The following is a 24,525-nucleotide window of genomic DNA, read 5'->3' as shown; positions in this document are numbered from 1 at the left end:
TACGTGTCGAACAGTTCGACCGGTGACGGGTCCCTTGCAGGGACCGGTTTCAGCGCGTCAGTACCGATTCCAGTCGAGTGACCGAACAGCCACTGGAACGGTGAGTGATCCGGGTTACTCGTTACCGAGTGCCTGATCGGTGCTCAGTGGCCGTTGTCATCGTAGTCGTCGTCTTCGGCCTTGTCGTCGTAGTCGTCATCTTCGGCCTTGTCGTCGTAGTCGTCATCTTCGGCCTTGTCGTCGTCTTCGGCCTCGTCGTCGTAGTCGTCGTCTTCGGCCTTGTCGTCGTCTTCGGCCTCGTCGTCGTAGTCGTCATCTTCGGCCTCGTCGTCGTGGTCTTCCTCATCCATCTCGTCGTCCGGCTCTTCGTCTGCATCCATTTCGTCGTCTGCATCGTCCGGGGTCGACACCGCACCCGGGCCGTCTTCGGTGAGTACAACCGTGAACTCGCGGTCCGGTTCGTCGCCCTCGAGGTAGCCGGCCGCAAACGCACTGTAGGCCGTCCCCATCTCGAGGTCGACCTCGACTGTGGCCACCGCGTCGCCGGGGGCGGCTTCGTCGTCCGCATCCTCGACGCCGTTGTCCTCGTCCTCGTCGTAGTCGTCGTCGGTATCAGCGTCTCCGTCACCCTCGCCGTTCATCTCCTCGTGGTCGGGGGCCTCCCCGCCGGCGTCGCCCTCCCCGCCCGCGGCCGGGAGCACGTCGAGCGTGTAGCTTCCTGCTGGAAGTGCGACGTAGTTCGTCGCGGTGCCGAACGAGACGTTTTCGAACAGCGTCATGCTACCCTCGTTTCCGACTACGTCGACCGCCGGTGCGTCCGGCGAGGCGTGTCCCAGCCGGATCAGCGCCGAGCCCGCGTCGGTCAGGACCAGCGGCATGAACGTCTCCTCGGCCAGCTCACCGACTGCTGCGACGGTGTGGAACGCCTCTCCGAAGTAGACCTCGTCGTCGAACGCGACCGTCTCCGGATCGCCGGCCGCCGTGATCGTCACCTGATAGCTTCCCGGGGGAATCTCTAAGTACGGCGTGATCTCCTCGTAATCGACGCCTTCGAGCACCTGGTCGCCGTCGACGTAGATGTCGACTGCCGGGGCGTCGGGCGAGAGGTGAGCCACCCGAACCGCTGCGATCGCTTCTGGAACGTCCTCGTCGTCGGTCGCCGTCTCGTCGGGATCGCGCTCGTCGTCGTCGTGTTCGCCGACCGCGAGTGCGGTTCCGGTCAGCGCCGTCGTCGCGCCGAGTGCGCCGATCGCCTTCATCGTTGCTCGCCGTGATACTGTCATGTTGCAGTCGAGACGGAGGACCGGACTGGAAAAAGTCAGCTAGTCAGTCCGCGTGATATTCGTGACGTTTCCTGTGACTACACAGTGCTAGGCTGTCCGTGATTTCGGGAAACGAGTTCCTACAGGCGTGGTTCGGCTCCCACGCGTCTCCCGGACTACGACTCTGGAGTGAACGAGACCGCAGCGAGTCCCGCTTCGAGAGCGGCGACCTCCTCGTTGAACGCCTCGACGAAGGCCGGAACGTCCGCGACCAGTCTGCGGACCTCCGTCACCGGTGGCGGCTGGTACTGCGAGAGCAGATAGGTGCCGTCCGAGCCACCCACGCGGAGGTAGGCAGCGACGTCGCCGTCCCACTTGAGCTCCCAGCGAGTTCCAGACACCGTTGTCGCGTAGGTGCCGTACTCCCCCTCGTAGCGGTGAAGCTCGCTCGCCATCGCGTTCGCCGCCTCGCGAACCCGTCGGAGAATTCGGTCGCGGTCCTCGACGAGCGCTGCGGTCGAGGCGACTTCGGGAAACGACGGCTCGACGTCTTCGAGGCGCCCGTCCATCGACGCGACGTACTCGTTGTACGCCGCAACGAACGCACCGTAGTCGTCGAGCGCTCGTGCGAGTGCGTCGGGCTCGGGTTGTTGCTTGCTTGAGACGGCGTAGATCTCCACGCCCGAGCGCGGTTCGAAGCGGAGGTAGTCGACGTCGCCACCCTCGTACTTCAGCGTCCACGTCCCGGAGCCCGTCTCGAAGACCTGCTGGCCGTAATCGCCCCCCTGGAGCATCGCGACCTCACGAGCAACCTCGCCGGCGTGTTCGCGTAACTCGGCGGCGAGTTCGTCGCGGCGGTCCGCAACGTCCGTCGCCGACACGAGCTCGTCGACCCCTCCGATATCGGACTGCCCTCGGTCGCCCATTCGCCTGCAGAGAGACGTTCGAGTCGCCTAACGGTTCCGACTTCGGTTGGACCAGCGATAGGTCCGTTCGACCGAAATGATTCCCTAGTGGCCGGTCACCGACGCATAACTTTCATCCCGTGTATCACCCCTTTCGCTATGAGCGACCTGGCATCGCAACGCACCCACACCGTCCCGTCGACCCCCAGAGACGACCGTTCGATCCGGTTTACGTACGACGAGTACGCGACCTTCCTCGAGGAACTGCTCGCTCACGGGTACGAGTACACCACCTACGGTGGTGCTGTCGCGGACGGTGAGGTCCTCTTGCGACACGACGTCGACTGGTCACCACAGCGGGCGTTGAAAATGGCGGAGATCGAGGCCGAGGCGGGCGTCTCGACGACGTACTTCTTCCTGCTCTCCTCGCCGTTTTACAACCCGTTACACCGGGAGACACGAGAGATCATCGACCGCATTCAGTCGCTCGGACACGACGTCGGGCTCCACTTTAGCACCCACCAGTACTGGTCGGATGAGCCGGCAGACGCGGATCTCGTCGCCGCGGTCGATCGCGAACGAGAGATCCTCTCGTCAATCGCGGACGATCTCTCGCCGGCGATCTCGTTTCACATTCCCCCGGACTGGGTGTTGCGACGACGGTACGACGGCTTCATCAGCACCTACGAGGAGCGCTTTTTCACCGACATCGCCTACCGCGGTGATTCGAACCAGCGGTGGCGAGAGTCGCCGCCGTTCCCCGACGGTTTCCCGGATCGGCTGCAAATTCTCATCCACCCTGGGCTGTGGGCCGAGACCGACCAGACGTTCGCCGAGCGTCTCTACCGCGAGCGTGACGAGCGCTTCGGCGCGACGAAGCGCTTCTTAGAGCGCCAGTACATCGACGATGAGGTCGCCAGATCGTAACCAAACCGATGTCCTCCGCCACATCTCCCGACGACGCTGTGGCGTCGCTTTCCGACGCTCGCGTCGTCTTCGCGAGCTGTACCGACGCCGGCTTCGACCTCTTCCGGTACGTCCACGAGGAAATCGTCCCGGTGGACGAACTCATCACGCTCCGACCGGAACAGGGCGAGCAATACGGCGTCTGTAGCTACTACGATCACCGCGAGTACGCTGCCGAGAACGACGTCTCGGTTTACTGTCCCGAGACCTACGGCATGACCGACGCGGACGCCGACCACTTTCGCGACGTAGACGCCGACCTACTGCTCGTCCACGGCTGGCAGCGTCTCATTCCCGGCGACGTATTAGGGACGTTCACCCACGGAGCGCTCGGACTCCATGGCTCTGCCTTCGGACTGCCCAAGGGACGCGGTCGCTCGCCGATGAACTGGTCGCTCATCGAGGGACTTGATCGATTCCTCCTCTCGGTGATGCACCTGGATGAGGGGGCCGACTCCGGCGATGTCGTCGCCACGCAGAAGTTCGATATCAATCGCCACGACACGATCCAGTCGCTGTACCACAAGCTCGTGATGATCGGACAGCAGCTGTTCGACGACTGCGTCGCTGACGTGCTCTCGGGGACCGCCGAGTTCGAGACACAGTCCGCCCAGCCGACCTACTACCCGAAACGGAATCCCGACGACGGCGCGATCAACTGGGCGGATCCGACCGAGACGATCTATAATCTCATCCGGGCCGTCGGCCACCCATACCCCGGCGCGTTCACCAACCACGACGGCACCCGGGTCACGATCTGGGAGGCCCAGCCCTTCTCGGCCGACCTGTTGTTAGACGCCCAGCCGGGAACCGTCGTGCAGGTCTTCGAACCCAGCGACCAGTTCGTCGTCAAGACGAGCGACGGCACGCTGCTCGTCACCGACTGGGAGGCCGAGGAGTGGACCCCTTCCCGGGGGATCCGCTTTGCCTCGCTCCCGAACGAATCGATCGATAGTCCGAACAGAGTCGACAGTCCCGAGCACGAACACTCGCTGTCAGGATAGTGTTCAACACACAGACACAACTCGCTTCACACATTCACAATCCATGAAGGTACTCACCGTCATCGGCGCCCGCCCACAGTTCGTCAAAGCGTTCGCGGTTTCGCGAGAGCTGCGACGCGACCACGAGGAAATTTTCGTCCACACCGGACAGCACTACGACGACGAGATGTCCGATGTCTTCTTCGAGGACTTGGGCATCCCCGAACCCGAGTACAATCTCGGCGTTGGCTCGGGCGATCACGGCGCCCAGACCGCCGAGATGATCGTCGGTATCGAGGAACTAGTCATCGAAGAGGAGCCGGACATCGTGCTCTGTTACGGCGACACCAACTCGACGCTCGCTGCGGGAATCGTCACCTCGAAGATGGACGTCCCGCTGGCCCACGTCGAGGCGGGACTCCGAAGCTACAACCGCGATATGCCCGAGGAGATAAACCGCGTTCTCACCGACCACGCCGCCGAACTCCTCCTCGTACCGAGCGAGGCGTCGGCGGAGAACCTCCGCGAGGAGGGGATCACCGAGGGCGTCGTCGACACGGGCGACGTGATGTACGACGCCACCTTGCTGGTCAGAGAGCGCGCCGCCTCCCAGTCGACGATCCTACAGGACCTCGAACTCACGCACGAGGAGTACGTGTTGACGACGGTCCATCGCGCGCGCAACACGGACGACCCAGACCGCCTCGCCGCAATTCTCGAGACGCTCGCCGACATTCAGGACGAGGTCGTCTTCCCGGTCCACCCCCGAACGAAAAACGCGATGCGCGAGCACGGGCTGTACGAGGACGCCGCCGCGGAGCTGACACTGATCGATCCGGTCGGCTATCTCGATTTCATCCGACTCATCGACGGCTCGCGAATGGTCGCCACCGACTCCGGGGGTGCCCAGAAGGAGGCCTTCTTCCTCGATACGCCCTGCGTGACGATGCGCGAGGAAACCGAGTGGACCGAACTCGTCGACAGCGGCTGGAACGTCCTCGTCGGCGCCGACCCGGACCAACTCGAGGCCCACCTCACCGGTGCGTTCGATCTTCCAGAAGCAAAGCCCCAGCCTTACGGCGACGGCGAGGCGGCCGCGGCGGTTGTGGATGCAGTCGAGACGTTCGTTCGGGAGCAGGAATCGGGTTCGTAGCGGCTGAATAACGATCGTGTGTAAGCCGGCGTAAATTCGAATCCTGCAATTAAATTCACCTCTTCTTTAACGCTATCAGTCCGTTCCTCAACTCGGTTCCCCTCTGCGATGTTGGAAAACTCTCGCTACAGTATGTCGTCGGTCGTCTCTGCTGTACGAAGATCACCGAGCGTTGTATAGCGGTGGTTCTGCGGGTATTTCGTCTCGTATGGAATCGGATCTTCTAGTCGATAGAGGCTGTCTTCTTCGAACCGGACGACCTTCTTCCCGTTGTCTATCTTAGCACCATCGGCATACTCGGACACTTCACGAGCGAGGACCGCCTCTTGAGGGGAAACAACATCACGAACTGCAGCGAAATACTGTACTTCCTGAACGTCGCCAGTTACGTACATAGCTACATAGTCGAAGTTACGCCCAATACGAACGAACCCCCATGCGTTATTTTCCAACAGAAACGGAATGCCTGACTCACGAGTCGGGAAAACGGCTACTTCTTCGTCATTCTGCCCGTCTATGGCACTTCTGGGGATCGTTGCAACGATATTATCTTCGACCGGGTCTACCACATCATCGTCGTTGTCACCGCCACTGCCGTCTTTTTCTCCTTTTGTGTCAACCTCTGTTTCCTTCGTCGACTCACCAATGAACCGACGGCGCTCTTTAAGCGTCCCACGAAGATCGTCTACAAAGTCCAGACTCTGTTCTTCGAGATCCAGTGGAGTTTGCCCCAATTCGTTCTGAAGAACGTCGGTGAGTCGTTCTGTGATAGCCCTTTCCTCCTCATTCAGTTGACGGATAGCCCGGTTAGTTTGGGTGAGCTGTTTTGCTATTTCGTCGGCCCGCCCAGACTGGATGGCGTCTTTGGTGAGTATTTCCAAAATGTCTGGGTTATCTGCCATCTCACTGAGATCGAACTTCGCAATTGAGGTTTCACCCTCGCGGTTGTCGCCACTACTCACACTGAGGATCTCAAATGTCTTCCCGTTCGTTAAAACCCCCCAATCCACAGACAATTCCTGCCGCATATAGCTCTGTAGTTGACGGACGTTGGTCTCACTGAGATCGGACCGCGCTGACTTTGCCTCGATGAAGACGACCGGTGTGTCGCCGACCATCAACGCGTAATCGACCTTTGAGGTCTGAGTCCCCATTTGTACGGTGTACTCGAGTTGGACTTCAGTCGAGTAGAAGTTCCACCCCAGTAGATCGACGAATGGCTGAATGAGTTTGACCTTCGTATTCTCCTCGTCCATCTGGGGTGAGGCCTCCAACAGGGTCCGGGACTGCTCAACGTAGTCTCTAACGGCCTCACTGTTCATTATGTCAAAATATGACTACCGTCCCCTCATCAATCTACCTATGAAAGTCAAGACGATTGCTATGGATAGGTCTCTCACGCTTGAAGTGGGTTGCATGCTGTCTCGCACTCGGGAGACGAAGGCGACAACGGAGCAAAACAGGTGTCTCAAGACAAAAAATACTGTTTATCTGCCATTGCTTTATTGTGGATCTGTTACTTGTGTTTCTTGAAGTCCAGGACGGCAAGGGGTGCGTTTGCACTGCAGTTACACTCTATGGCACGCAGGACGACCGTGTTTGTAAGCGGTGTGCTGCCGTATTGTAGACGTTGAGCGGTTGCGGGAAACATGGGCCGGCGCAGATTACGAACCACGGTCGGAGCGACGCTCCTCCCTGATTCGAATCTTTGCGGCTGCATTTCTGCCCGCTCACGAACGCGACTCGCTTCGCTCGTCGGTTAGAATTCGCGGGCAGAAATGGGCCGGCGCAGATTCGAACTGCGGTTACGGCCACCCGAAGGCCGAAGGATACCAAGCTACCCCACCGGCCCGCAGTCGAATCGAGTCGATCCGATCGTTTAACGCTTCCGGACCCCCCTTGAGGCCGAACGATGCGGTTTACTCGCATAAGGCCTCCCTCACAACTGCGTATATCCGCGAGTGTCGAGTGCGTGGTTGGCGACGGTGATCGCTTGGTCTGCGTGGAGCCGCGTCGGACCGAGTCGGATGCGATGGCTCGTGCGCTCATCGAGAAGCGCTCGTTCGTCGTCGGTGAAGTCGTGGTGGTCCGAGAGGACGAACGCCGGCTCCTGCCACGCGTCGACGTCTCCCTCCGCGATTGGTTTCCCGTCCTCGTGAAGCTGGACGATCGTTCCGCCACGCTCCTCGAGTTCGTCTATCGTCGCCTCGAATCCACGGCGGTAGAGGGCGATGCCCGGGCTCGGTTCGGCCGGCAGCGCTCCGATCGCCTCCTCGCGATGGTCGAGGGCCTTGCGGACGAGCGCCGCCGTCGAGCGCTCGTCGGGGTTGAGCCGGCGGACCGAGTCGCCGTCGATGGTGATCGTGAACTCGTCCTGGACGACGAGGTGGACCCGGACGTCCTCGCGGATTCCGTGGGAGGTCAGCAACGCCGCGGTGATCGACCGGCAGACGGCGTCGAGGCGGCCGGCGCCACCCGCGAGATCGTCGAGCGAGAAGTCCGGTTCGGTGGGGACGTCGTGGGCAATGAGGACGAACTGTCGCATACTGCCGGTTCGGCCGGCGGGGAAATAGGGGCGACGATCCGTGACGTCGAGCGACGAGTCGCGAGCTACGGGTTCTCCGCTCGCGCCTCTTGAATCCGGCCCGGAAGCGATCGCACCAGCGCCAGTCCGGGCATCCCGTCGCGGACCCAGACGAGCGCGCCGAGGACGAACAGCCCCAGCTGGACCACCTCGTACGGCCCCATCGCGTAGTAGGTAAAGATCGCGTCGAAGAGGCCATCCACTGGCTCTTCCGACGGCGCCTCGAGCAGCGGCCAGAGGAGGAACTCGGTGCCCGAGAGATCTCCTGTGAGTGCCGACGGCGGGACGTCAGCGGCGAGGTGCGAGAGGTGTCCGATCGCGAAGGCGACGCCGACGTCGGGACGGTCGTACCGTTTTGCGAGCGCGTAACACGCGGGGAGAAATACGACGGCGAACAGCAGCGAGTGTCCGAGCGTCCGCCCACCGGGAAGGACGCCGATCGTCCACGCGAGGGGCTTGTCGATCAGATCCGGTGCCTGCGAACCGACCGCGAGTGCGAGCGCCGGCAGCGCCAACGGCGCCCGACCGAACTGGCGGTGCGTGTAGGCGGTGTACAGCAGGTACGCTACGCCGAGGTGTCCCCAGGGCCACATCGGTCGCCGGTTTTTGCCCGAGCAGGATAGCCGCTTCGACTCCGTTTGCGAGCACGATCGTGGTTAGTATTGTCATACTCATCTCTCTCACACGGCTGGAACCGCATGACTGCACCGGCCTGGTCGGTCGCCGCAATCGACTCCCCGACCCAGAGGGGTTGCAGGTGCATGGCCAACTCCTACCCGGCGGACGGGCGCCAGAATGGGTATGGCGACACACCAATCAGCTGTCCAGATTGATCACGACGGGGCCAGCGTCCTCACCGTACTCGCGGGTCGCCCCTGTCCCGACTGTGAGGGTGGCCAGTTGGAACGCGGTACGTACAAGGGGAATCGAGCGGTCCTCTGTGACTCCTGTGAGACGCCGCGGGCACAGACCTGGGACTCGTGACCGAACTCACCGTTCCGCCGAAGGCCGACGAGGCCGAAGCTGGCGAGTTGATCGCGGAGTTCGTCGAGTATGGCGATATCGTCAAAGTCCGTTCGGAGGCGACTGCAGCTGACGACCGGACCGTCGTCGAAGGAGAGGTTACGGGCCTGCGAACCCAGGAGTCGGGGCCCAATTACCTCGAACTCGACGAGCGGCCACTCGGCGCCGGGAGCATCGCCTACTCCGATATCGACACCATCGTCAGACGCGTCGACGACACGTCACCGACGTGACCGACAGTGCGTCGTGGTTCTGACGCCACACCGGCGACCACCCCTTTTGCACTACTGTCGCGCCGACCGCGTCTCGGGATACTCGTGGCCGACGATCAGCGCGAGCACGTTGACCAGCAATAGTGCGAGTAGCATCGAGAACCGGGTTGCCGAGTCGATGCCCGCGACGAACACCGGCAGGTAGACCAGCGGCAGGAGTGCGCCCACCCAGAACCCCGTCGCAGTGATGAGCCTTGTCAGCGTCATCGTGCCGACCCGAGGTCGACGAACGTGGACTCGTCGGCCGCGATCCAGTTCGTCTGCCGTTCGTGCTCGGTTGCGCTGGCTGGAACCACCAGCCACTCGTCCGGTTCGTCGTCTCTCGCGGATCGGCGTTCGAGGGGTCGTTTTCGACCGTTGCTCTCGTTGGGCGTCGGTGAGTCGTCGTTCATGGGTACGTGGCCGTGGTCCGGTGCCTACCCGTACGAGACCGTATTCGACTATTGTTATCGAGGACCTACACAGACGCAGTTACGAGGTGGACAGATGCAGTTACGAGATGGAACGCAGACGACGATAGTCCGATCCTGACCGTCCCTGGCTGGAGAATCTCACCGCAATTGATCAGTAGTCGGTTATTACTGCGCAGACGAACCCAATTCTTGGCTGGCTATGGGCTCCAACCCGACTGCGTCGGTGGCGGCCGCGAGCCAAGCGTCAGTTCGACGTCCGTCTCCGAGCCGTTTCGCAACACCGTCACCACAATCTGATCGCCCGGATCCGTCTCAAGCGCCAGGTGGGTTCCCAGTGCGTGGCGGTCCGGGATCGGTGTGTTGTCGATGGTAACGATGACGTCCCCCCCGACGGGAATCTCCTCGCCGTTGCTGCTGGTGACCCCGTCGCTTTCCTCGAGCACCCCATCAGACGGGCCATCGGGCTCGGTGGTGACGACGATGACGCCGGTTGCTTCGGGAAGATCGTTCTCCGCGGCGACCACTCGATCGACGCTGTCGAGTCCGATCCCCAGATAAGAGTGCTCGAACTCGCCGTCCTCGATGAGTGCCGGGACGACACGGCTCGTCAGCGCCGCCGAGATTGCAAAGCCGATGTTGACGCCGCCACCGGCGTTGACCACGCCGACGACCTCGCCCTCTAGATCGACCAGCGGACCGCCGCTGTTGCCGGGATTCAACGCGGCATCGGTCTGGACGGCGTTCGGGAGCGAGAAGTTTCGCTGGGGCATCGGCACCGAGCGGTTGACGCCGCTGACGACGCCGGTCGAGATCGATCCTTCGAGCCCGAAGGGGTTGCCGACGGCGACCACTTGCTGGCCGGGGACGGGCTGTGTCTCCGTCAGCGAGAGCGGCTCCGCTTCGTCGGGAACGTCGTCGACTTCGAGCACGGCCAGATCGCTGTAGAAATCCCGGCCGACCAGGCTCGTTCCTGTCCAGTCGCCCGTCGTGTACTGGACGTCTACGTCCGTCCCGTCCGCGATGACGTGGTCGTTCGTCACCAGATGGTCGCCCAGCAGGAAGCCCGACCCCTGGCCCTGCCCTTCCTCACCGGTCATCGGATCGTCGATACCGAAGACGCGAAGCTGAGCGACCGAATCGATGACGGCGTCGTAGACGTCGGTAAACGCGGAGCCGTCGGCGAGGTTTTCGGGATCGATATCGGGGTTCGTCGAGGAGCTGCCCCCGATAGACCGATCTGCTCGCGGCTCAGTACACCCCGCGATCGCGCCCGCTGCACCGGCCGTCGCAAGTGTCAGAAACTGCCGGCGGTCGAGCTGCGACTCGTCCATACACAACGGGATATGGCTGGAACGTATTTTAACCCGTGGGAAGGCTGTACAGGCCGCTGCTACTCGGACAGCTCAGTTCGTCAGATACCCGCGCCGAAGGGAAAGCGTGTTACCGTCTCCCTCCGACGTTCCGGACATGACGATCACGGACGACGCCCGCCGGCTGGCGGCTACCGGCCCCGTTTGCGACTCCTGCCTGGGCCGCCCCTTTGCCGCCCGCAGCTTCGGGCTGACAAACGCCGAGCGCGGTCGGGCGCTCCGGACGACCATCGCGCTTGAAGACGACGCCGACTTCAAGACGGTCGCGCCGGCCGACTGCTGGGTCTGTGAGGGGTACTGTGCGACGTTCGATGCGATCGCTGCCACCGTCGTCGACGAACTCGAGGGGATCTCCTTTTCGACCTACCAGGTCGGCACTCGCGTCCCGCCCCTGATCGAGGAGAACGAGGAACTGCTCAGGGAAGACGCCACACTCGATCCCGACGCCGGCGAGTCGATGAGCCGCGAGATGAACCGCGAGGTAGGTCGCCGCGTCGGCGCCGCAACCGGCGCCGAGGTTGATTTCGATCGCCCGGACGTGCTCGCGGTCATCGACCTCGACGCATTCGACCCGTTCGAACTGCTCGACGCCGGTGGTGCCGAAGACGCCACCGTCGAGGCGTCAGACGACGCACAGCCGTCTGTGACGAGCCACGCCGTCGACATCCAGGTCAACCCGGCGTTCGTCTACGGACGCTACCGCAAACTCGAGCGGGACATCCCCCAGACGGAGTGGCCCTGCCGGGAGTGTGGCGGCAGCGGCGTCCAGCTTGCCGACTCCGGCGAGGAGCCCTGTGACTACTGTGGCGGTTCGGGGTACATGTACGACACGAGCGTCGAACAGGTCGTCCGCCCGCACGTCGTCGAGGCGATGGACGGGGACGAGGGAACCTTCCACGGCGCCGGCAGGGAGGACGTCGACGCTCTGATGCTCGAGGAGGGGCGGCCGTTCGTCCTCGAAGTGAAGCGCCCCCGATTCCGCGATCCCGACGTCGAAACGCTCGAACGAGAGATCAACGAGGCAGCCGGCGGTGCCGTCGACGTCTCAGGGCTGCGGCTCGCGACCTACGAGATGGTCGAACGCGTCAAGGAACTCGACGCGAGCAAGCGCTATCGGGCCGACGTTACCTTCGACGAACCGATCTCGGAAGCCGACTTCGAGGCAGCCCTCGCCGAACTCGACGGCACTACGCTCGAGCAGTACACGCCCGAGCGCGTCGACCACCGGCGTGCCGGCCTCACCCGCGAGCGCACCGTCTACGAGATCGACGGCGAACTTAGCGGCGAGACGACGGCTGTCGTCAGTCTCCACGGCGAGGGCGGTCTCTACGTGAAGGAGCTGATAAGCGGCGACGGCGGCCGTACCGAGCCGAGTCTCGCCGGGCTGCTCGGCGTCGGCGCCGAGGTGACCGCGCTCGACGTGACCGGCGTCGAAGGCGAGTCCGAGCCGTTCGAGGTCGAGGATTACTTCCGGGACGAGCCACGCTGACGATCCACATTTGGTGGTGAAACAGCGCCAACATCGTGGTGGCCATCGCGTGTCGTTCTGTTCGGTGCCGATCAGGGGCGAGCGGTGGCCCGTCGGTTCACTACTCTTCTTGATCGCTCCGAGTCACGATGACCGAACTCCCCGCCGAACGCCCAACTCCCTGTGCGACGGAGCCGACCAGTTTTCGTTTGAGAAACGGATCTCGCGTTGCGCCCAGTATTGTGAGGTCGTGATGGGTGGTTTCGTCGGTAATCGCACCGGCGACGTTGTCGCTCTCGATGATCGTTTCGTCCACAGAGTGCTCGCTGGAGAGCTTCTCGCGTCGCTCCCGAAGGAGATTCGCGTGATCCTCGTGTGCCTTCTCGTTGACGTCGGGGTGTTCGACGTGCAAGAGGACGATTTCGGCGTCGTGAGCCGTGGCGATCGTCCCCGCCAGCTTCGTCGCGAGTTCGTCGTGCGGGCCGCCTGCGATCGGAACCAAGATCGAGTCGATCGACGACGTCGGTAGCTTGATCCGTTTGACGTAGACGTCACACGGTGCTTCTCCGAGAACGCGGTCCAGAAAGCTTCCCAGAATCACGTCGCGTCGTCGGGGACGACCTCGCCATCCCATGAGAAGTGCCGCCGCGTCGTAGACGTTGACGGCGCCAACGATCCCCGTCGCCGTATCGCGGGCGAACCGCGTTCGCGTTTCGATCTCGATGCCGTCGTCTTCCGCCCGCTCGGAAACGTACTCGAGCAAGCGGTTCGTTTCGTTCGTAACGAGTTGGTCGCCCTGGCTCAACGGAATTTGGGGAGGGACCTCCACGACGTGAACGGCGACGATCGGAACCGACCGTTCGCGAGCGATGTCGATGGCGGTATCAAGCAATCGGTCGACCGTTTCCGGGTTCGCGATGGGAACGAGTAGACTCCCCTCGGTTTCGGGATCGGTCATCAGGTTGATGTTCGGCAGCAGTGTTCATTAACCCTCCTGCTGCCTACAACCGGCATGAAACGGGCGACGAACCGAAGGAGCGATACAGACATTGACCTCCTCCCGCGCCTAAAATCAACGGCACCCGTGACGCATAGGTGGCACTATCACAACATATTACGGGGATCGATCCGTTGTGCGTCGTATGGGACACCCGTCACGGCTGAACGGTGCGCTCGCGACGGGGGCCGCTTTTTCACTTCTCGGCGCCGCCGTCGGCTCCCTGCTCGGCGTGAGGGCCACGCTCGTCCTCGCCTTTGCTGTGTTCGCGGTGCTCACACTCGTCGCCCTGATTGTACGGATTTCTCGCAACGGGGAATCAACACAGCCCGAACCAGCAACCGACCGCGACCAGGATAGGGCGACCGCCGATGATCCCGATGCCGACGATACCTCGGTCTGGGACGCGATTCCGTCCTGGCAGTACGGGGGCCGACACGTCGAATCTGGTGGCCTCGCCCGCGGCGAGCAGGAGCAAGCGCTCGAGGAGATCCAAGAGCAAGCCGCCGAAATCGAGCGCGATCGCCAGTCGTAGCAAAACACCTAATCTGTTCCCGGCAGACGCCCACCCATGTACCAGTTCGGGGTCGACGAGGCCGGGAAGGGGCCGGCCCTCGGATCGATGTTCGCGGCTGCCGTCCGGGTTCCAGAGCCCGCAATGCTGCCGGAGGGGATCGCGGATTCGAAGCGTCTCTCGCCGGCTCGGCGGGAGGAACTCGCCGCCGCGCTCCGCGAGGACGACCGGATCGACGTCGGTGTCGCCGAGATCACCCCCGCACGAATCGACGACCCCACGACCGACATGAACACGCTCACCGTCGAGGCCCACGCCCGGGCAATCGAGGACGCTGCGGGGGTCGACGGCGGGGAATCTGCCGCGTCGACGCCAGACGGCACCACCGTCCTCTGTGACGCCTGCGACATCGACGCGGAGCGGTTCGCCCGTCGAGTCGCCGAGGCCTGTTCCATCGCCGGCGACGCCTGCGACGTCGACGCCCGCCACGGTGCCGACGACGATTCGGCGCTGGTCGGCGCCGCGAGCGTGATCGCGAAAGTCGCTCGGGACGCCCACGTCGACGCGCTCGCCGCGGCCTGCGAGGGCTACGACGAGATCGGCAGCGGCTATCCCAGCGATCCTGCGACTCGGGCGTTTCTCGCCGCATACGTTGCCGACCGCGGCGACCTACCGCCGTTCGCCCGCGAATCGTGGTCGACATGTGCAGATGCGCTGGCGGCGGCCCAGCAAGTGGGACTCGACCAGTTTTAACTGACTCGTGTACTGTCGAATCTGATGGCTGCGGAACAGTTATGTGCGTTCATGTGTTGATTTTTTTACAATGGGTGGAACACATCGATGCGACCAGTTCACTGGTCGAGAGACTGGTGGCGAAACTGCGTCCCGGCGCTCGGTTCTCGCGGCGGGCGCCGGTCTCGGTTGTGCGATCACTGCCGGCTGCCTCTCGAGTTCCGACGGGTCGACGCTCTCTGTGTCTATCGCAGTCGACCCGGCCAGTCCGGACGATCACCTCCGCGAGGCGGCCCGCGACGGATTGGCCGACGCCGGTGACGACCGCGGATTCGACCCCGAAATCGTCACAGTCGACGACGCCGAGGACGACGGCTACCGACGCACACAGGAGGACCTCGCGGCCGACGACCCCGACCTCGTCGTACTCGTCGGCGATGGCCACGCCGACTCTCTCGGGGCGGTTGCAGACGACTATCCGGAGCAGCGGTGGCTGCTCGTTTCCGGCACGCCGGTCGACCGCGAAACCGTCTCCAGCTGGATCCCCGCCCGAACCGAGATGGCGTTTCTGGCCGGCGTCGCCGCTGGCACACTGACGACAGGGTCCGTCGAGCACGGGGACAGTGCTACTGACCCCGACGAGTCGACCGTTGGCTTCGTCGGGGCCAGCGAGAACGATGCGACACTCGCGATCCAGGAATCGTACGTCGAGGGCGTCGCGTGGGCGAACGCGGACGTCGACGTTCTCACCGGATACGACGACGGCTTCTCGTGGGGATACCGCGAGACGGCCACCGAACAGTACGATGATGGCGCCGATCTCGTCTACGCCGATTCCGAGCCGGGGGCCACGCAGATCGTCGAGGCCGCCGCCGAACACGGCCGGTTCGCGATCGCGACGGGTCCCGACGGCTCCGCCGTCGACGCGGTGTACGAAGATGCCGTCGTCGGTACCTCCACCTGGACGCCCGCCGTCGCGACCGCCGAGGTCGCAAGCGCCATCCACGACGGTGACTGGGAGCGCGTCACCGGTGAGCAGTTTCTCGACGTCGAGACGGCTGCCCTCGAGTTCGTCACCGAGAGCGAGTTCGAGGATGCACTCTCCGAGGCGATCGACGCCGCGGCCGACGAACTCGCGTCGGGCGACGGCGACCTGTCGTGCACTCCGCGAGGGTGTTGACCGAACCAGCCGGTTTGCGCCCTGACGTAGACGCGTGGGGCTTACTTGTCTGTGAGCAGTCGTCGAAGGATATCCCCGTAGGCCGGCCGGGTTACGAGCACTCCGACCAGAATTCCGAGGATCGTGATGATCGCGAAGCCGGTCAGATCGCCAAGTTGCATCACCGCCAGTGGCGACATCGCGATGATCGTCGTCGCGGCCGCCGCGCCGATGATCCAGAACGCCTTCCGGAACCGCGATTCGAAGACGCGTTCGGAGTTGACGTCGCCTTCCGACATCACCTCGTCGGCGATGATGATCAGGTCGTCCACCCCCGTCCCGACGACCGCGATGAATCCGGCGACGTGGGAGAGATCGAGGGGCATTCGTATCAGCGCGACAAAGCCGAGCAAGATGAGGACCTCTGCCATCGCCGTCACGATCATCGGCAGCGCCACGCGAGGATCGCGGTAGCGAATGAAGACCATTCCGCTGACCGTCAGCACAGCCAGGCCACCGATCAGCAGCGAGTAGAGCTTGAACTGGTCAGCCAGCGCCGGCTCTAAGGTCATCGTATCGCCTTCGTCGAAGTCGAGGGGGGCGCGCAGTTCGCCGGCCTGGAGGTTGATCGAGAGCGACTGGGCCTGCTGTTGGTTCTGTGCGCCCATGAAGAACGACGGATTGTCGGCCCAGGTCTCGGCGGCCATCCCGTCTGCCAGGTCTCCCATCGAGTGGGCGTCGACGACCTCGCCGTCGACGACGGTTAGCAGACAGTACTCCTCCCCGGTGTGATCGAAGTCGATCTGCTCGCCGTCACCGGTGAGCGAACACATGCCTCGACCCTCGTTGGTAAAGCCCATCTCGTTCATATCGTCCTGGAACTCCGGCGCCGCCTCTGCGGTCACCTGTACCGGCACCTGGTAGCCCTGGCCTTCGGTGTACGTCGGCGGATCGACGTCGGCGATATCGTCAGTTTCGAGGACCGTCTCGTTCGTTTGATTGCCCTCCTCGTCGGGATAGTAGGCGACGACCTCGACGACGCCACGCTCTGAGAGCAACTCGCGCAGTTCGTCGGGCTCCATGTCGGGCACCTCGGTGACGATGTAGTACTGCCCGGCCATCGACGCCTGCGTCACCTGCCCGCCGCCGAGCCCGGCTTGGTTGACCTTCAGATCGATCGTTGAGATAATCTGGTCGCGGGTCTCCTGTGTGACGCCGTCCTCGATATCGTCCTCGTCGACGTCGACGCCAGCCGCCTGTAACGCCGCCGCGAACTCGGCTGCGGTCACCTCGTCGGTGAACACCTCCGCCGTGACCGTCCCCGAGTCTTCGTTGAAGTCGACGCTCGCGTCCCCGGTCTCGAGACCAAGTTCTTCATCGAGCGTGTCTTCGATCTCATCGAGCCGATCCCAGTCGACCTCACCGGTTTCGCGGTCGACGGCGTCCGGTTCGATGTTCTCGGCGTGCATCCCGATTACCGGTGCCCGGATCTGCGTTCCGCCTTCCAGACCGAGCCCGTACTCGAGATTCAGCGGATCATCGGTCCAGGCGGACTCCTCCTCGCCCTCGACGGGACTGTCGTCGGCCATCAGCCCGCCGGGGATGAACAGCGCCAGCAGGGAAACCCCGACGAAGACGACGAGCAACAACAGCCGCCAGTTCGCCTTGATGGGGTCGAGGAGGCTCATCGTGTTACCCCCTTGAATTTGTACCAGCGAAGCAGGCTGAAGTTGAGTAGGTATGTGTTCATCAGGTCCGCGGACAGCCCGACGAACAGGATGAGCCCGATCGAGGCGAGTAGTTCGACACCGAGCAGCCACGCTGCGATCGCCATCACGAGCATCGCGGTCATCGACGTCACCGTCATGGTGACCCCGGTTCGGATCGCCCGGTTCGCGCTCTCGTAGAAGCTGCCGCTTCGCCGCAGGATCTGGTTATTCAACAGGATGTCCGAGTCGACGGAGTACCCGATCAACATCAACAGTCCGGCGACAGTTCCAAGGGTGAGCGGAATGTCCATCAAGCTCATAAATGCGAGGGGAATCACGAGATCGGAAAACGCCGAGGCGACGATCGCGATCGACGGCACGAACGTCCGAAACAGCAAGAATGCGAGGACGCTCATCCCGAGGAAGGCGGCGGCGATACCGACCAGTGCCGTCTCCTGGGCCTCCGCGCCGAAGCTCGCAGACGTACTCGACGCTGCCTGGACGATGTCGTCTTCGCTGGCACCGTCGATCGGCTCCAGATTCGCTTCGGCCTGATCGCTCAGCGCGGCCTCATCAGTTTCGGTGAACTGCAGGATGTACTGATTCTCCACGCCGGTGACCGACTGGATGGACTCTGGCTCAGCGTCGAACGCCTCTGGAATCTCTTCTTCTGGTGTCGACGTCTCGACGGTCAGCTCCGATCCACCTGCAAAATCCGTGCCGAGCGCGACCGGCGTTCCTGACACGACGTACGCACCGCCCAAAATGAGCAGCGCGACCGCGAGCAACGCAAGCGGCACCGCCGCAAGCTGCCGGTCGCTGTACCGGGTGTAATCGAACGCCGGTACGTCGAAAGACCACATATATCAGGTCTGTAGCAGTCACGTCAAGTAAGCCTTCGCAATTCGTGAAACACACCCCGTACTGTCGGAACCGCCGGAATCGCCGAGGCTCAGTTCGGTAGATAACGGACACTCAACACGTCCGTCTCCGGCGCTCGCCGAACCTCGACCCGGACGGCGTCGAGTCTGGCTGCCCGCGCGACGGTTTCCTCGTCTGCGAGTACGTCCGCGGCCGCCGACTCGAGATCAGTCTCAGGTAACCGCATCGCGTGTACCTCGCCCGCCCCGGCACGTTCTTCTCGTACTACTTCGCCGGCGTCGGCCGCGGTAGCCAGCTCGATCGACTGACCCGTCGGCTCGAGGTCGCTGTCGACCAGGTCGACGCTGCGACGGTCGACCTCCTCGCGCAACTCCCAGGTCACCTCCAACGGTGGCTCGGGTGCGATCGTCGCCTCGAGGACGTCGTGAACCTCGAGATCAGGATTCCCAGAGAGGGTGTGGATCTGGGCCGTCTCGACATCCCGGACGACCGCCGAGTCGGGCTCCGCGTGGGTGACGACGAACGTCGCGGTCTTCTCGCTCATACCCGACCGGAAGCGGTCGAGCAATTTTGGGCTTTCGTGTTTCGTTGCTCCGTCGCAGTGAATTGTCCTTCTCCCTCTGCCTTCTGCGGGCACTCATTGCCCGCAACGAGCCGGAACGCCTTTGGCTCGCTCCGTGGCATCTCTCGTGCATGGACGTTGACATCGGCAACGCCCTCGATTCGACGGCGTCGTCGGGACTCTCTCGGGAGGCACTCGATCGTCTCGACGAGCGCGTCGCAGACGCTCACGAGACGATCGAGGCGGGCCGTGTCGACGGCGATCACGGCTACGCGGCGCTGGCGCTTCCCGACCGAACCGATCCCGATCGGATTCGCCAGGCGGTCGCACCCGTCGCCGACGTCGACGCACTGGTCACGATCGGGATCGGCGGCAGCGCATTGGGCGCTGCGACGATTGTGGATACACTAGCGGGACAGGGCGATGGGACCGAGACGATCTTTCTCGACAACGTCGACCCCGCCTGGATCGAGCGAACACTCGACTCACTCCCGCTCTCACGGACGGCGATCAACGTGGTTTCGAAGTCGGGGACGACCGTCGAGACGCTGGCGAACTTCCTCGTCGTCCGAGAGGCCTTCGAGGCAGCCGGCGTCGAGTGGACCGACCAAACCATCGTGACCACCGGCGAGTCGGGACCGCTTCGTGAGCTGGCGCGGCGACACGATCTGCCGACACTGCCCGTTCCCGACGGCGTCCCGGGCCGGTTCGCGGCGCTCTCGCCTGTCGGTCTGGTCGCCCCAGCCATCTCTGGCCACGATATCGAGGCACTGCTTGCGGGCGCGCGAGCCGAGGCCGAAACGCTTACCGGATCGCTGTTCGAGTGTCCCGCCTACGCCTACGGGGCTACGGCGTACGCGCTCGAAGAGCGAAGGGCCCGGATCAACGCGATGATGCCGTACGCTGAATCCCTCGAGACCTTCGCCGAGTGGTTCGCCCAGCTCTGGGCCGAAAGTTTGGGGAAGGATGAGCGCGGGCAGACGCCGGCACGGGCGCTGGGCGTTACCGACCAGCACTCCCAGCTCCAGCTCTATCGAGCCGGACCGCGGGACAAACTCGTCACGTTCGTCACTCCCCAGGAGCGACCCGACCGGGCGATACCACAGCCGGACGCGTCGGCGCTCTCTCACCTCCAGGGGGCCACGCTCGGGGAACTGATGGACGCTGAACTGGACGCAACCGAAGCGAGCCTCGCGGCCGCCTCCCGGCCGAGCGTCCGGATCGAACTCGAGCGCATCGACGCCTTCGAACTCGGGTCGCTTCTCTACGGGATGGAAGCCGCCTGTATCCTCGCGGGCGAACTTGCCGGCGTGAATACGTTCGACCAGCCCGCCGTGGAGTGGGCCAAGACCGCAACCCGGGACCTTCTCCGTGGCGAGCAACCTCTCGACGATCGCCACTCTCTCCGCGTCGAACGCTAGGTTCCGTCGAGAGATGCCGACAGCTATTGCGGTGTCCCTATAGGTGCTCGCTCGAAGAGACTGGCATGAACCGGGCAGCCGACGACTCGTCCCCCGGCGACGCGCCTGCGGAGCCTCCCGACGGACGCGACGCTGCCGCTGTGCCCGATGGCAGTGCAACGGCGGCTGACGTCGACGCCACCGATCCGGATGGGAACCCCGCCCCAGCCGGCGGCCCGGAGCCCGACCGCACCGTCACGCTGGTCGGCTTCCTCTTCGCTGCAGTCGCGCTGGTCGGTCTCCTTGCGACAGCGCGCCAGGACGCCACTATCGTGGCAATCTGGCTCGGCGTCGGCACTGGCTCTCTCGCACTCGTGATCTGTTTCGCACGGCGCCACGGGCTTCTCGGCCGACGGATTGCCGGGATCGGTGCAGTTGCGAGCGCGCTTACCGTCGTGCTGGCCGGCTACGCCGCACTGACTGGCGTGACCGGATCCGTCGCCGTCCCGGGCGTGGACTGGACACTGTCGGGCACGTTCACAGCGTTTCTGGCCGCTGGCGGAGCCGCCGGAACGAGTGTCGCCGACTACGGTGGGGTCTCTCGGTACGGATTCGGTCAGCGCGTCGTCAGTGGCGTCGAGCTCTCAGCGGTAGGCCTGCTCGGCCAGCTCGCGATTCCCGTCGCCCAGCTACTTCTCGCGGCGCCGCTTTTCCTGCTCGTCGGCGATCTTACGCCAGTCCAGCTCCAAACCGTTAGCTACCTGTCGTTCGGGCTGGGATTCGGCGCGGTCGCGATCGGCTACCTCGTCTTGAAGGGATACGACCGCTCCTACCTCGATCTGCGGGCGCCAACCGTCTGGACGCTGCTCTGGATCGCCGCGGGCGTTGCCGTCCTGTTCGTCGCGAACATCGGAATCGGCTCTCTGCTGTCCGTTATTGGGGCCGAAACCGCGGGCCACACCACGATGGATGCCGCCGAAGAGAACCCGGACCTACTGTTGGTCATCGTTCCGGCGATGCTGTTGATCGTCGGCCCCGCTGAGGAGCTGCTGTTCCGAAACGTCATCCAGAAATCGCTGTACGACACCTTCTCGACCGCCGGTGCGATCGTCGTCACGAGCGTCCCGTTCGCCATCGTCCACGTCGGTGCCTACGCGACCGCGGGAGCCAGCGAACTCCTCGCGAGTCTCCTCGGCGTCTTCGTGCTCTCGATTCTCCTCGGTGCGATCTACGCACGAACGGAGAATCTACTGGTTCCGGCGCTGGCCCACGGCGGGTACAACGCTTTGTTGGTCGTTGTACTCCTGGGATAACCGCCGGAACGTCTCGCGCCGAGAGTCTCAGTTCGGATTCTTCCGTGCGAGTCCGGAGCCACAGATCGGGCAGCGCTCTTTTTCCTCGTCGAACTCCCGACCGCAGCCCTGACACTGGTAGTGCCAGTCGAACTGTTCGTCGATGCCGTCCCGGGCGATCACTTCGACCGCCACGTTCAGCTTCTCGGCGACGTTTTGCATCGCGTAGTCGTCCGTAACGAGCGTCCCGTCGAGTTCGAAACTCGCCGCGATCAGGCGCACGTCGGTCTCTGAGAGGACCTCCAGGTCGCCCGACTCCCGGGCGGCCCGCTCGACCTTCTCGGTCGTGTCCTCGTTCGGGATGTGGACGTGCATCCCCGAGCCCTCCATCGCGTCGTACCGGTAGGCGCTCTCGTCTTGCAGTTCCTCGCGGACGAGCGGGATCGTCGCCGTCCGTTCTGTCGTGTGAAAGTCGTGAATAAACGCCGACGAATCGAGAATGTACATACCGTTAGCGCTGGACGACGATGTAGTCTTTTACCGCTTGAACGTTACTGACGGGAACACGAAATCGGCCGTTGTCGTCGTGTTCGATCTCGATAGCTTGGTCTCTGAGTTCCTCGTCGGGATCGATGACGAGGTCGTGAAGGCGGCCGGATTTCAGGTCCATCGTGATGTTGTAGAGCAACCCCAGTTCGGTTCCGTCCGAGCCCATGACGGCCTTCCCCGAGAGGTTTTCGGCGAGTATGTCGCTCATGCATACCCGTTCAGACTAGTCGCTAATAAATACCATGGAGGCGGTCAATTAGCTGTCGTGTCGCCGACCGATCGGCGAGCGCCTTCCCGACCGGGTGTTCCCCATCTTCGTTCGGTGCGTGGCGTTTTCTGTCCCGATTCGGTGCGTGAGCCCGTCCGCTCCGCTCTGAGGCGTGACGATGGGTTTAACTATGGCCCTCCGGTCGATCTAGGCAAGACCTTCTCGGGTGGATTACCATGTCGGACACTGATTCCCATTCGGACACGCACGACCCCGGCTCTTTGCGGACGCCGATCGTCGCCGTTCTCGGCCACGTCGATCACGGCAAGACGAGCCTCCTCGACACCGTCCGCGGCTCGGCGGTCATCGAGGGCGAAGCGGGCGCGATCACCCAGCACATCGGCGCGACGGCCGTCCCCCTAGACGTCGTCTCCGAGATCGCCGGCGACCTCGTCAACCCGGACGACTTCGACCTTCCCGGCCTGCTCTTTATCGACACGCCCGGGCATCACTCATTTACGACGCTTCGCTCGCGCGGGGGCGCCCTCGCGGATATCGCCGTCCTCGTCGTCGACGTCAACGACGGCTTCCAGCCCCAGACCGTCGAGGCGCTCGACATCTTGAAGCGCTCGGAGACGCCGTTTATCGTCGCCGCCAACAAGATCGACACCGTCCCCGGCTGGAACCCCAACGAGGACGCCCCGGTCACCGAAACCTACGAGGCCCAGTCCGACCGGGCACGCTCCCGACTCGACGAGAGTCTCTACGAGATTATCGGCCAGCTTTCAGACGAGGGCTTTTCCGCGGACCTCTACTGGCGGGTCCAGAACTTCCAGCGCAACGTCGGCGTCGTCCCCGTTTCGGCGATGACCGGCGAGGGCGTTCCGGACCTGCTCGCGGTCATGATGGGCCTCTCCCAGCGCTATATGAAAGAGGAGATGGAGATCGACATCGGTGGCCCCGGCGTCGGCACCGTCCTCGAAGTCAAAGAGGAGAAGGGCTTCGGGGCGACGGTCGACATCGTCCTCTACGACGGGACGATCCGAGCCGACGACCACCTCGTCGTCGGCGGCCAGAACGAGCCGATCGTCACCGAGGTCCGGGCGTTGCTCCAGCCCCGCCCGCTCGCCGAAATCCGCACTGAGAGCCGGTTCGAACAGGTCGAGGAAGTCAGCGCTGCGGCCGGGATCAAGGTCGCCGCACCCGACCTCGAGGACGCGATGGCCGGCGCGCCGGTTCGGGTCGTCCGCAACCGGGACCTAGCCGACGTCATCCGAGAAGTCGAGAGCGAACTCGCCGACATCGCGGTCGACACCGACGAGGAGGGTGTCGTGGTCAAAGCCGACACGCTCGGCAGCCTGGAGGCGATGGCCGACGCGCTGGGCGAGGCCGAGATCCCGATCGTCCGCGCGGAGGTCGGCGATATCGCCCCGCGAGACGTCTCGATCGCCTCCACGGCCGACGACACCAAACAGCAAGTGATTCTCGGATTCAATGTCGACGTCCTCGCAGACGCCGAGCAGCGCGCCGAACTCGACGACGTCCGGATCTTTACCGACCAGGTCATCTACCAGCTGGTCGAGGAGTACACCGATTTTGTCGACGAACTCGAGCGCTCCCAGCAGGATACGATCTTGGAGAACATCATCCGACCCGCCCGGTTCCGGATCCTCCCGGATCACGTCTTCCGGCAGAACGATCCCGCCGTCGTCGGCGTCGAGGTCAACTCGGGGACGATCCAGACCAACGCGCACGTCCTCAAATGGGAGGGCAACGAGTCCACCCGCGTCGGCCAGGTCAAGGGGATTCAAGAGCAAGGCGACGACGTGAGCGAGGCCCGCGCCGGCAACCGCGTCTCCGTCGCCATCGACGGGCCGACGGTCGGCCGCCAGATCGAAGAGGACGACGAGCTCTGGATCGAGGTGCCCGAGAAACACGCGAAGATCCTAGAGCAGGAACTCACCGACGAGATTCCCGGCGACGAACTCGAGGCGCTCAACATGTTTCTCGAGAAACACCGCAAGCGCGACCCCTTCTGGGGCAAGTAGGCGGTTTTTAGCTGCTGGTGAACGTCGCTTTTCAGCCCCATATTGCTGTGAAATGCGCGTTCGCTACTGGCGCG

At 63.6% G+C, this 24,525-nt stretch carries 26 protein-coding genes and 1 tRNA gene; 12 read left to right on the top strand and 15 right to left on the bottom strand.

The features are described from left to right. Positions 1–143: 143 nt before the first annotated feature. Together OB905_05380 and OB905_05375 are read right to left on the bottom strand one after the other, a co-directional pair. The gene (locus tag OB905_05380) at positions 144–1,283 is read right to left on the bottom strand and encodes a DUF4397 domain-containing protein (protein ID MCU4925420.1); all 1,140 of its coding nucleotides are present in this window, start codon (positions 1,281–1,283) and stop codon (positions 144–146) included. 155 nt (positions 1,284–1,438) lie between these two features. Next, positions 1,439–2,188: a hypothetical protein gene (locus OB905_05375; protein ID MCU4925419.1), complete on the bottom strand. Its 750-nt coding sequence runs from the start codon at positions 2,186–2,188 to the stop codon at positions 1,439–1,441. 138 nt (positions 2,189–2,326) lie between these two features. Here OB905_05375 and OB905_05370 point away from each other — a divergent pair, with 138 nt between their 5' ends. From OB905_05370 to wecB, 3 genes are read left to right on the top strand one after another with little or no spacing between them, the layout of a single operon-like run. Then, complete coding sequence (locus OB905_05370) at positions 2,327–3,094, top strand: hypothetical protein (protein ID MCU4925418.1); 768 nt, start codon at positions 2,327–2,329, stop codon at positions 3,092–3,094. 8 nt (positions 3,095–3,102) lie between these two features. After that, entirely contained in the window at positions 3,103–4,137 is a 1,035-nt protein-coding gene (locus OB905_05365; protein ID MCU4925417.1) for a methionyl-tRNA formyltransferase, read from the top strand. Positions 4,138–4,180: 43 nt separating this feature from the next. Next, positions 4,181–5,269: a UDP-N-acetylglucosamine 2-epimerase (non-hydrolyzing) gene (gene wecB, locus OB905_05360; protein ID MCU4925416.1), complete on the top strand. Its 1,089-nt coding sequence runs from the start codon at positions 4,181–4,183 to the stop codon at positions 5,267–5,269. Positions 5,270–5,394: 125 nt separating this feature from the next. Here wecB and OB905_05355 read toward each other — a convergent pair whose 3' ends face one another. From OB905_05355 to OB905_05340, 4 genes are all read right to left on the bottom strand, one after another. Next, positions 5,395–6,591 carry a type I restriction enzyme HsdR N-terminal domain-containing protein gene (locus OB905_05355; protein ID MCU4925415.1) on the bottom strand — a complete coding sequence of 399 codons (1,197 nt, stop codon included), beginning with the start codon at positions 6,589–6,591 and terminating at the stop codon, positions 5,395–5,397. A gap of 457 nt (positions 6,592–7,048) precedes the next feature. Then, positions 7,049–7,121 (bottom strand) — tRNA-Pro (locus OB905_05350). A gap of 87 nt (positions 7,122–7,208) precedes the next feature. Continuing rightward, the gene (trmY, locus tag OB905_05345; GenBank protein MCU4925414.1) at positions 7,209–7,814 is read right to left on the bottom strand and encodes a tRNA (pseudouridine(54)-N(1))-methyltransferase TrmY; all 606 of its coding nucleotides are present in this window, start codon (positions 7,812–7,814) and stop codon (positions 7,209–7,211) included. Between the two features lie 65 nt (positions 7,815–7,879). After that, a complete protein-coding gene (locus OB905_05340) occupies positions 7,880–8,446 on the bottom strand; it encodes a metal-dependent hydrolase (protein MCU4925413.1) in 567 nt (188 codons plus the stop codon). Between the two features lie 208 nt (positions 8,447–8,654). Here OB905_05340 and OB905_05335 point away from each other — a divergent pair, with 208 nt between their 5' ends. Together OB905_05335 and OB905_05330 are read left to right on the top strand one after the other, a co-directional pair. Further along, complete coding sequence (locus OB905_05335) at positions 8,655–8,837, top strand: hypothetical protein (GenBank protein MCU4925412.1); 183 nt, start codon at positions 8,655–8,657, stop codon at positions 8,835–8,837. Beyond that, on the top strand, positions 8,834–9,109 hold the full coding sequence (locus OB905_05330) for a hypothetical protein (GenBank protein MCU4925411.1): 276 nt from the start codon (positions 8,834–8,836) through the stop codon (positions 9,107–9,109). The genes OB905_05335 and OB905_05330 overlap by 4 nt, the downstream gene beginning before the upstream one ends. A gap of 51 nt (positions 9,110–9,160) precedes the next feature. Here the strand turns inward: OB905_05330 and OB905_05325 are convergent, their stop codons facing one another. From OB905_05325 to OB905_05315, 3 genes are all read right to left on the bottom strand, one after another. Further along, positions 9,161–9,355: a hypothetical protein gene (locus OB905_05325; protein MCU4925410.1), complete on the bottom strand. Its 195-nt coding sequence runs from the start codon at positions 9,353–9,355 to the stop codon at positions 9,161–9,163. Next, positions 9,352–9,540 (bottom strand): hypothetical protein, encoded by a 189-nt coding sequence (locus OB905_05320; protein ID MCU4925409.1) that lies wholly within the window; start codon positions 9,538–9,540, stop codon positions 9,352–9,354. The genes OB905_05325 and OB905_05320 overlap by 4 nt, the downstream gene beginning before the upstream one ends. 218 nt (positions 9,541–9,758) lie before the next feature. Then, the gene (locus OB905_05315; protein MCU4925408.1) at positions 9,759–10,892 is read right to left on the bottom strand and encodes a trypsin-like peptidase domain-containing protein; all 1,134 of its coding nucleotides are present in this window, start codon (positions 10,890–10,892) and stop codon (positions 9,759–9,761) included. 136 nt (positions 10,893–11,028) lie between these two features. Here OB905_05315 and OB905_05310 point away from each other — a divergent pair, with 136 nt between their 5' ends. Next, on the top strand, positions 11,029–12,420 hold the full coding sequence (locus OB905_05310; protein ID MCU4925407.1) for a tRNA pseudouridine(54/55) synthase Pus10: 1,392 nt from the start codon (positions 11,029–11,031) through the stop codon (positions 12,418–12,420). Positions 12,421–12,520: 100 nt separating this feature from the next. Here the strand turns inward: OB905_05310 and OB905_05305 are convergent, their stop codons facing one another. Beyond that, the gene (locus tag OB905_05305) at positions 12,521–13,357 is read right to left on the bottom strand and encodes a universal stress protein (GenBank protein MCU4925406.1); all 837 of its coding nucleotides are present in this window, start codon (positions 13,355–13,357) and stop codon (positions 12,521–12,523) included. 184 nt (positions 13,358–13,541) lie between these two features. On the opposite strand from OB905_05305, the gene OB905_05300 reads away from it, so the two are divergent. The 3 genes from OB905_05300 to OB905_05290 all read left to right on the top strand — a co-directional run bounded on the left by OB905_05300 (position 13,542) and on the right by OB905_05290 (position 15,822). After that, entirely contained in the window at positions 13,542–13,931 is a 390-nt protein-coding gene (locus OB905_05300) for a hypothetical protein (protein MCU4925405.1), read from the top strand. A gap of 36 nt (positions 13,932–13,967) precedes the next feature. Further along, positions 13,968–14,663, top strand: a complete 696-nt coding sequence (rnhB, locus tag OB905_05295; protein MCU4925404.1) for a ribonuclease HII — start codon at positions 13,968–13,970, stop codon at positions 14,661–14,663. Between the two features lie 70 nt (positions 14,664–14,733). Then, positions 14,734–15,822: a BMP family ABC transporter substrate-binding protein gene (locus tag OB905_05290; protein MCU4925403.1), complete on the top strand. Its 1,089-nt coding sequence runs from the start codon at positions 14,734–14,736 to the stop codon at positions 15,820–15,822. Between the two features lie 41 nt (positions 15,823–15,863). On the opposite strand, the gene OB905_05285 is transcribed toward OB905_05290, so the two are convergent. The 3 genes from OB905_05285 to OB905_05275 form a co-directional block, all read right to left on the bottom strand. Beyond that, positions 15,864–17,489, bottom strand: a complete 1,626-nt coding sequence (locus OB905_05285) for a preprotein translocase subunit SecD (protein MCU4925402.1) — start codon at positions 17,487–17,489, stop codon at positions 15,864–15,866. Continuing rightward, on the bottom strand, positions 17,486–18,373 hold the full coding sequence (locus tag OB905_05280) for a protein translocase subunit SecF (GenBank protein ID MCU4925401.1): 888 nt from the start codon (positions 18,371–18,373) through the stop codon (positions 17,486–17,488). The genes OB905_05285 and OB905_05280 overlap by 4 nt, the downstream gene beginning before the upstream one ends. A gap of 89 nt (positions 18,374–18,462) precedes the next feature. Then, positions 18,463–18,936: a DUF5812 family protein gene (locus OB905_05275; GenBank protein ID MCU4925400.1), complete on the bottom strand. Its 474-nt coding sequence runs from the start codon at positions 18,934–18,936 to the stop codon at positions 18,463–18,465. 149 nt (positions 18,937–19,085) lie between these two features. Between OB905_05275 and OB905_05270 the strand changes: the two genes are divergently transcribed. Continuing rightward, complete coding sequence (locus tag OB905_05270; GenBank protein MCU4925399.1) at positions 19,086–20,375, top strand: glucose-6-phosphate isomerase; 1,290 nt, start codon at positions 19,086–19,088, stop codon at positions 20,373–20,375. Positions 20,376–20,440: 65 nt separating this feature from the next. Beyond that, complete coding sequence (locus OB905_05265) at positions 20,441–21,667, top strand: CPBP family intramembrane metalloprotease (protein MCU4925398.1); 1,227 nt, start codon at positions 20,441–20,443, stop codon at positions 21,665–21,667. Positions 21,668–21,694: 27 nt separating this feature from the next. Here OB905_05265 and OB905_05260 read toward each other — a convergent pair whose 3' ends face one another. Together OB905_05260 and OB905_05255 are read right to left on the bottom strand one after the other, a co-directional pair. Continuing rightward, positions 21,695–22,153, bottom strand: coding sequence for an NOB1 family endonuclease (locus tag OB905_05260; GenBank protein ID MCU4925397.1), 459 nt, complete (start codon positions 22,151–22,153; stop codon positions 21,695–21,697). A gap of 4 nt (positions 22,154–22,157) precedes the next feature. Beyond that, positions 22,158–22,403 carry a PRC-barrel domain-containing protein gene (locus OB905_05255; protein MCU4925396.1) on the bottom strand — a complete coding sequence of 82 codons (246 nt, stop codon included), beginning with the start codon at positions 22,401–22,403 and terminating at the stop codon, positions 22,158–22,160. Positions 22,404–22,639: 236 nt separating this feature from the next. On the opposite strand from OB905_05255, the gene infB reads away from it, so the two are divergent. Further along, entirely contained in the window at positions 22,640–24,451 is a 1,812-nt protein-coding gene (infB, locus tag OB905_05250) for a translation initiation factor IF-2 (protein ID MCU4925395.1), read from the top strand. Positions 24,452–24,525 lie beyond the last annotated feature (74 nt).

Source organism: Halobacteria archaeon AArc-dxtr1 (assembly GCA_025517425.1).
Classification (GTDB): domain Archaea; phylum Halobacteriota; class Halobacteria; order Halobacteriales; family Natrialbaceae; genus Halostagnicola.
The sequence above is the reverse complement of the archived record's forward strand: the minus strand, read 5'-3'. Positions and strand labels throughout refer to the sequence as shown.

What these genes read in the sequence shown, in the direction of transcription:
- OB905_05380 (MCU4925420.1), bottom strand. Translation starts at nt 1,283, where the DNA reads ATGACAGTATCACGGCGAGCAACGATGAAGGCGATCGGCGCACTCGGC.
- OB905_05375 (MCU4925419.1), bottom strand. Translation starts at nt 2,188, where the DNA reads ATGGGCGACCGAGGGCAGTCCGATATCGGAGGGGTCGACGAGCTCGTG.
- OB905_05370 (MCU4925418.1), top strand. Translation starts at nt 2,327, where the DNA reads ATGAGCGACCTGGCATCGCAACGCACCCACACCGTCCCGTCGACCCCC.
- OB905_05365 (MCU4925417.1), top strand. Translation starts at nt 3,103, where the DNA reads ATGTCCTCCGCCACATCTCCCGACGACGCTGTGGCGTCGCTTTCCGAC.
- wecB (MCU4925416.1), top strand. Translation starts at nt 4,181, where the DNA reads ATGAAGGTACTCACCGTCATCGGCGCCCGCCCACAGTTCGTCAAAGCG.
- OB905_05355 (MCU4925415.1), bottom strand. Translation starts at nt 6,591, where the DNA reads ATGAACAGTGAGGCCGTTAGAGACTACGTTGAGCAGTCCCGGACCCTG.
- trmY (MCU4925414.1), bottom strand. Translation starts at nt 7,814, where the DNA reads ATGCGACAGTTCGTCCTCATTGCCCACGACGTCCCCACCGAACCGGAC.
- OB905_05340 (MCU4925413.1), bottom strand. Translation starts at nt 8,446, where the DNA reads ATGTGGCCCTGGGGACACCTCGGCGTAGCGTACCTGCTGTACACCGCC.
- OB905_05335 (MCU4925412.1), top strand. Translation starts at nt 8,655, where the DNA reads ATGGCGACACACCAATCAGCTGTCCAGATTGATCACGACGGGGCCAGC.
- OB905_05325 (MCU4925410.1), bottom strand. Translation starts at nt 9,355, where the DNA reads ATGACGCTGACAAGGCTCATCACTGCGACGGGGTTCTGGGTGGGCGCA.
- OB905_05320 (MCU4925409.1), bottom strand. Translation starts at nt 9,540, where the DNA reads ATGAACGACGACTCACCGACGCCCAACGAGAGCAACGGTCGAAAACGA.
- OB905_05315 (MCU4925408.1), bottom strand. Translation starts at nt 10,892, where the DNA reads ATGGACGAGTCGCAGCTCGACCGCCGGCAGTTTCTGACACTTGCGACG.
- OB905_05310 (MCU4925407.1), top strand. Translation starts at nt 11,029, where the DNA reads ATGACGATCACGGACGACGCCCGCCGGCTGGCGGCTACCGGCCCCGTT.
- OB905_05305 (MCU4925406.1), bottom strand. Translation starts at nt 13,357, where the DNA reads ATGACCGATCCCGAAACCGAGGGGAGTCTACTCGTTCCCATCGCGAAC.
- OB905_05300 (MCU4925405.1), top strand. Translation starts at nt 13,542, where the DNA reads ATGGGACACCCGTCACGGCTGAACGGTGCGCTCGCGACGGGGGCCGCT.
- rnhB (MCU4925404.1), top strand. Translation starts at nt 13,968, where the DNA reads ATGTACCAGTTCGGGGTCGACGAGGCCGGGAAGGGGCCGGCCCTCGGA.
- OB905_05290 (MCU4925403.1), top strand. Translation starts at nt 14,734, where the DNA reads ATGGGTGGAACACATCGATGCGACCAGTTCACTGGTCGAGAGACTGGT.
- OB905_05285 (MCU4925402.1), bottom strand. Translation starts at nt 17,489, where the DNA reads ATGAGCCTCCTCGACCCCATCAAGGCGAACTGGCGGCTGTTGTTGCTC.
- OB905_05280 (MCU4925401.1), bottom strand. Translation starts at nt 18,373, where the DNA reads ATGTGGTCTTTCGACGTACCGGCGTTCGATTACACCCGGTACAGCGAC.
- OB905_05275 (MCU4925400.1), bottom strand. Translation starts at nt 18,936, where the DNA reads ATGAGCGAGAAGACCGCGACGTTCGTCGTCACCCACGCGGAGCCCGAC.
- OB905_05270 (MCU4925399.1), top strand. Translation starts at nt 19,086, where the DNA reads ATGGACGTTGACATCGGCAACGCCCTCGATTCGACGGCGTCGTCGGGA.
- OB905_05265 (MCU4925398.1), top strand. Translation starts at nt 20,441, where the DNA reads ATGAACCGGGCAGCCGACGACTCGTCCCCCGGCGACGCGCCTGCGGAG.
- OB905_05260 (MCU4925397.1), bottom strand. Translation starts at nt 22,153, where the DNA reads ATGTACATTCTCGATTCGTCGGCGTTTATTCACGACTTTCACACGACA.
- OB905_05255 (MCU4925396.1), bottom strand. Translation starts at nt 22,403, where the DNA reads ATGAGCGACATACTCGCCGAAAACCTCTCGGGGAAGGCCGTCATGGGC.
- infB (MCU4925395.1), top strand. Translation starts at nt 22,640, where the DNA reads ATGTCGGACACTGATTCCCATTCGGACACGCACGACCCCGGCTCTTTG.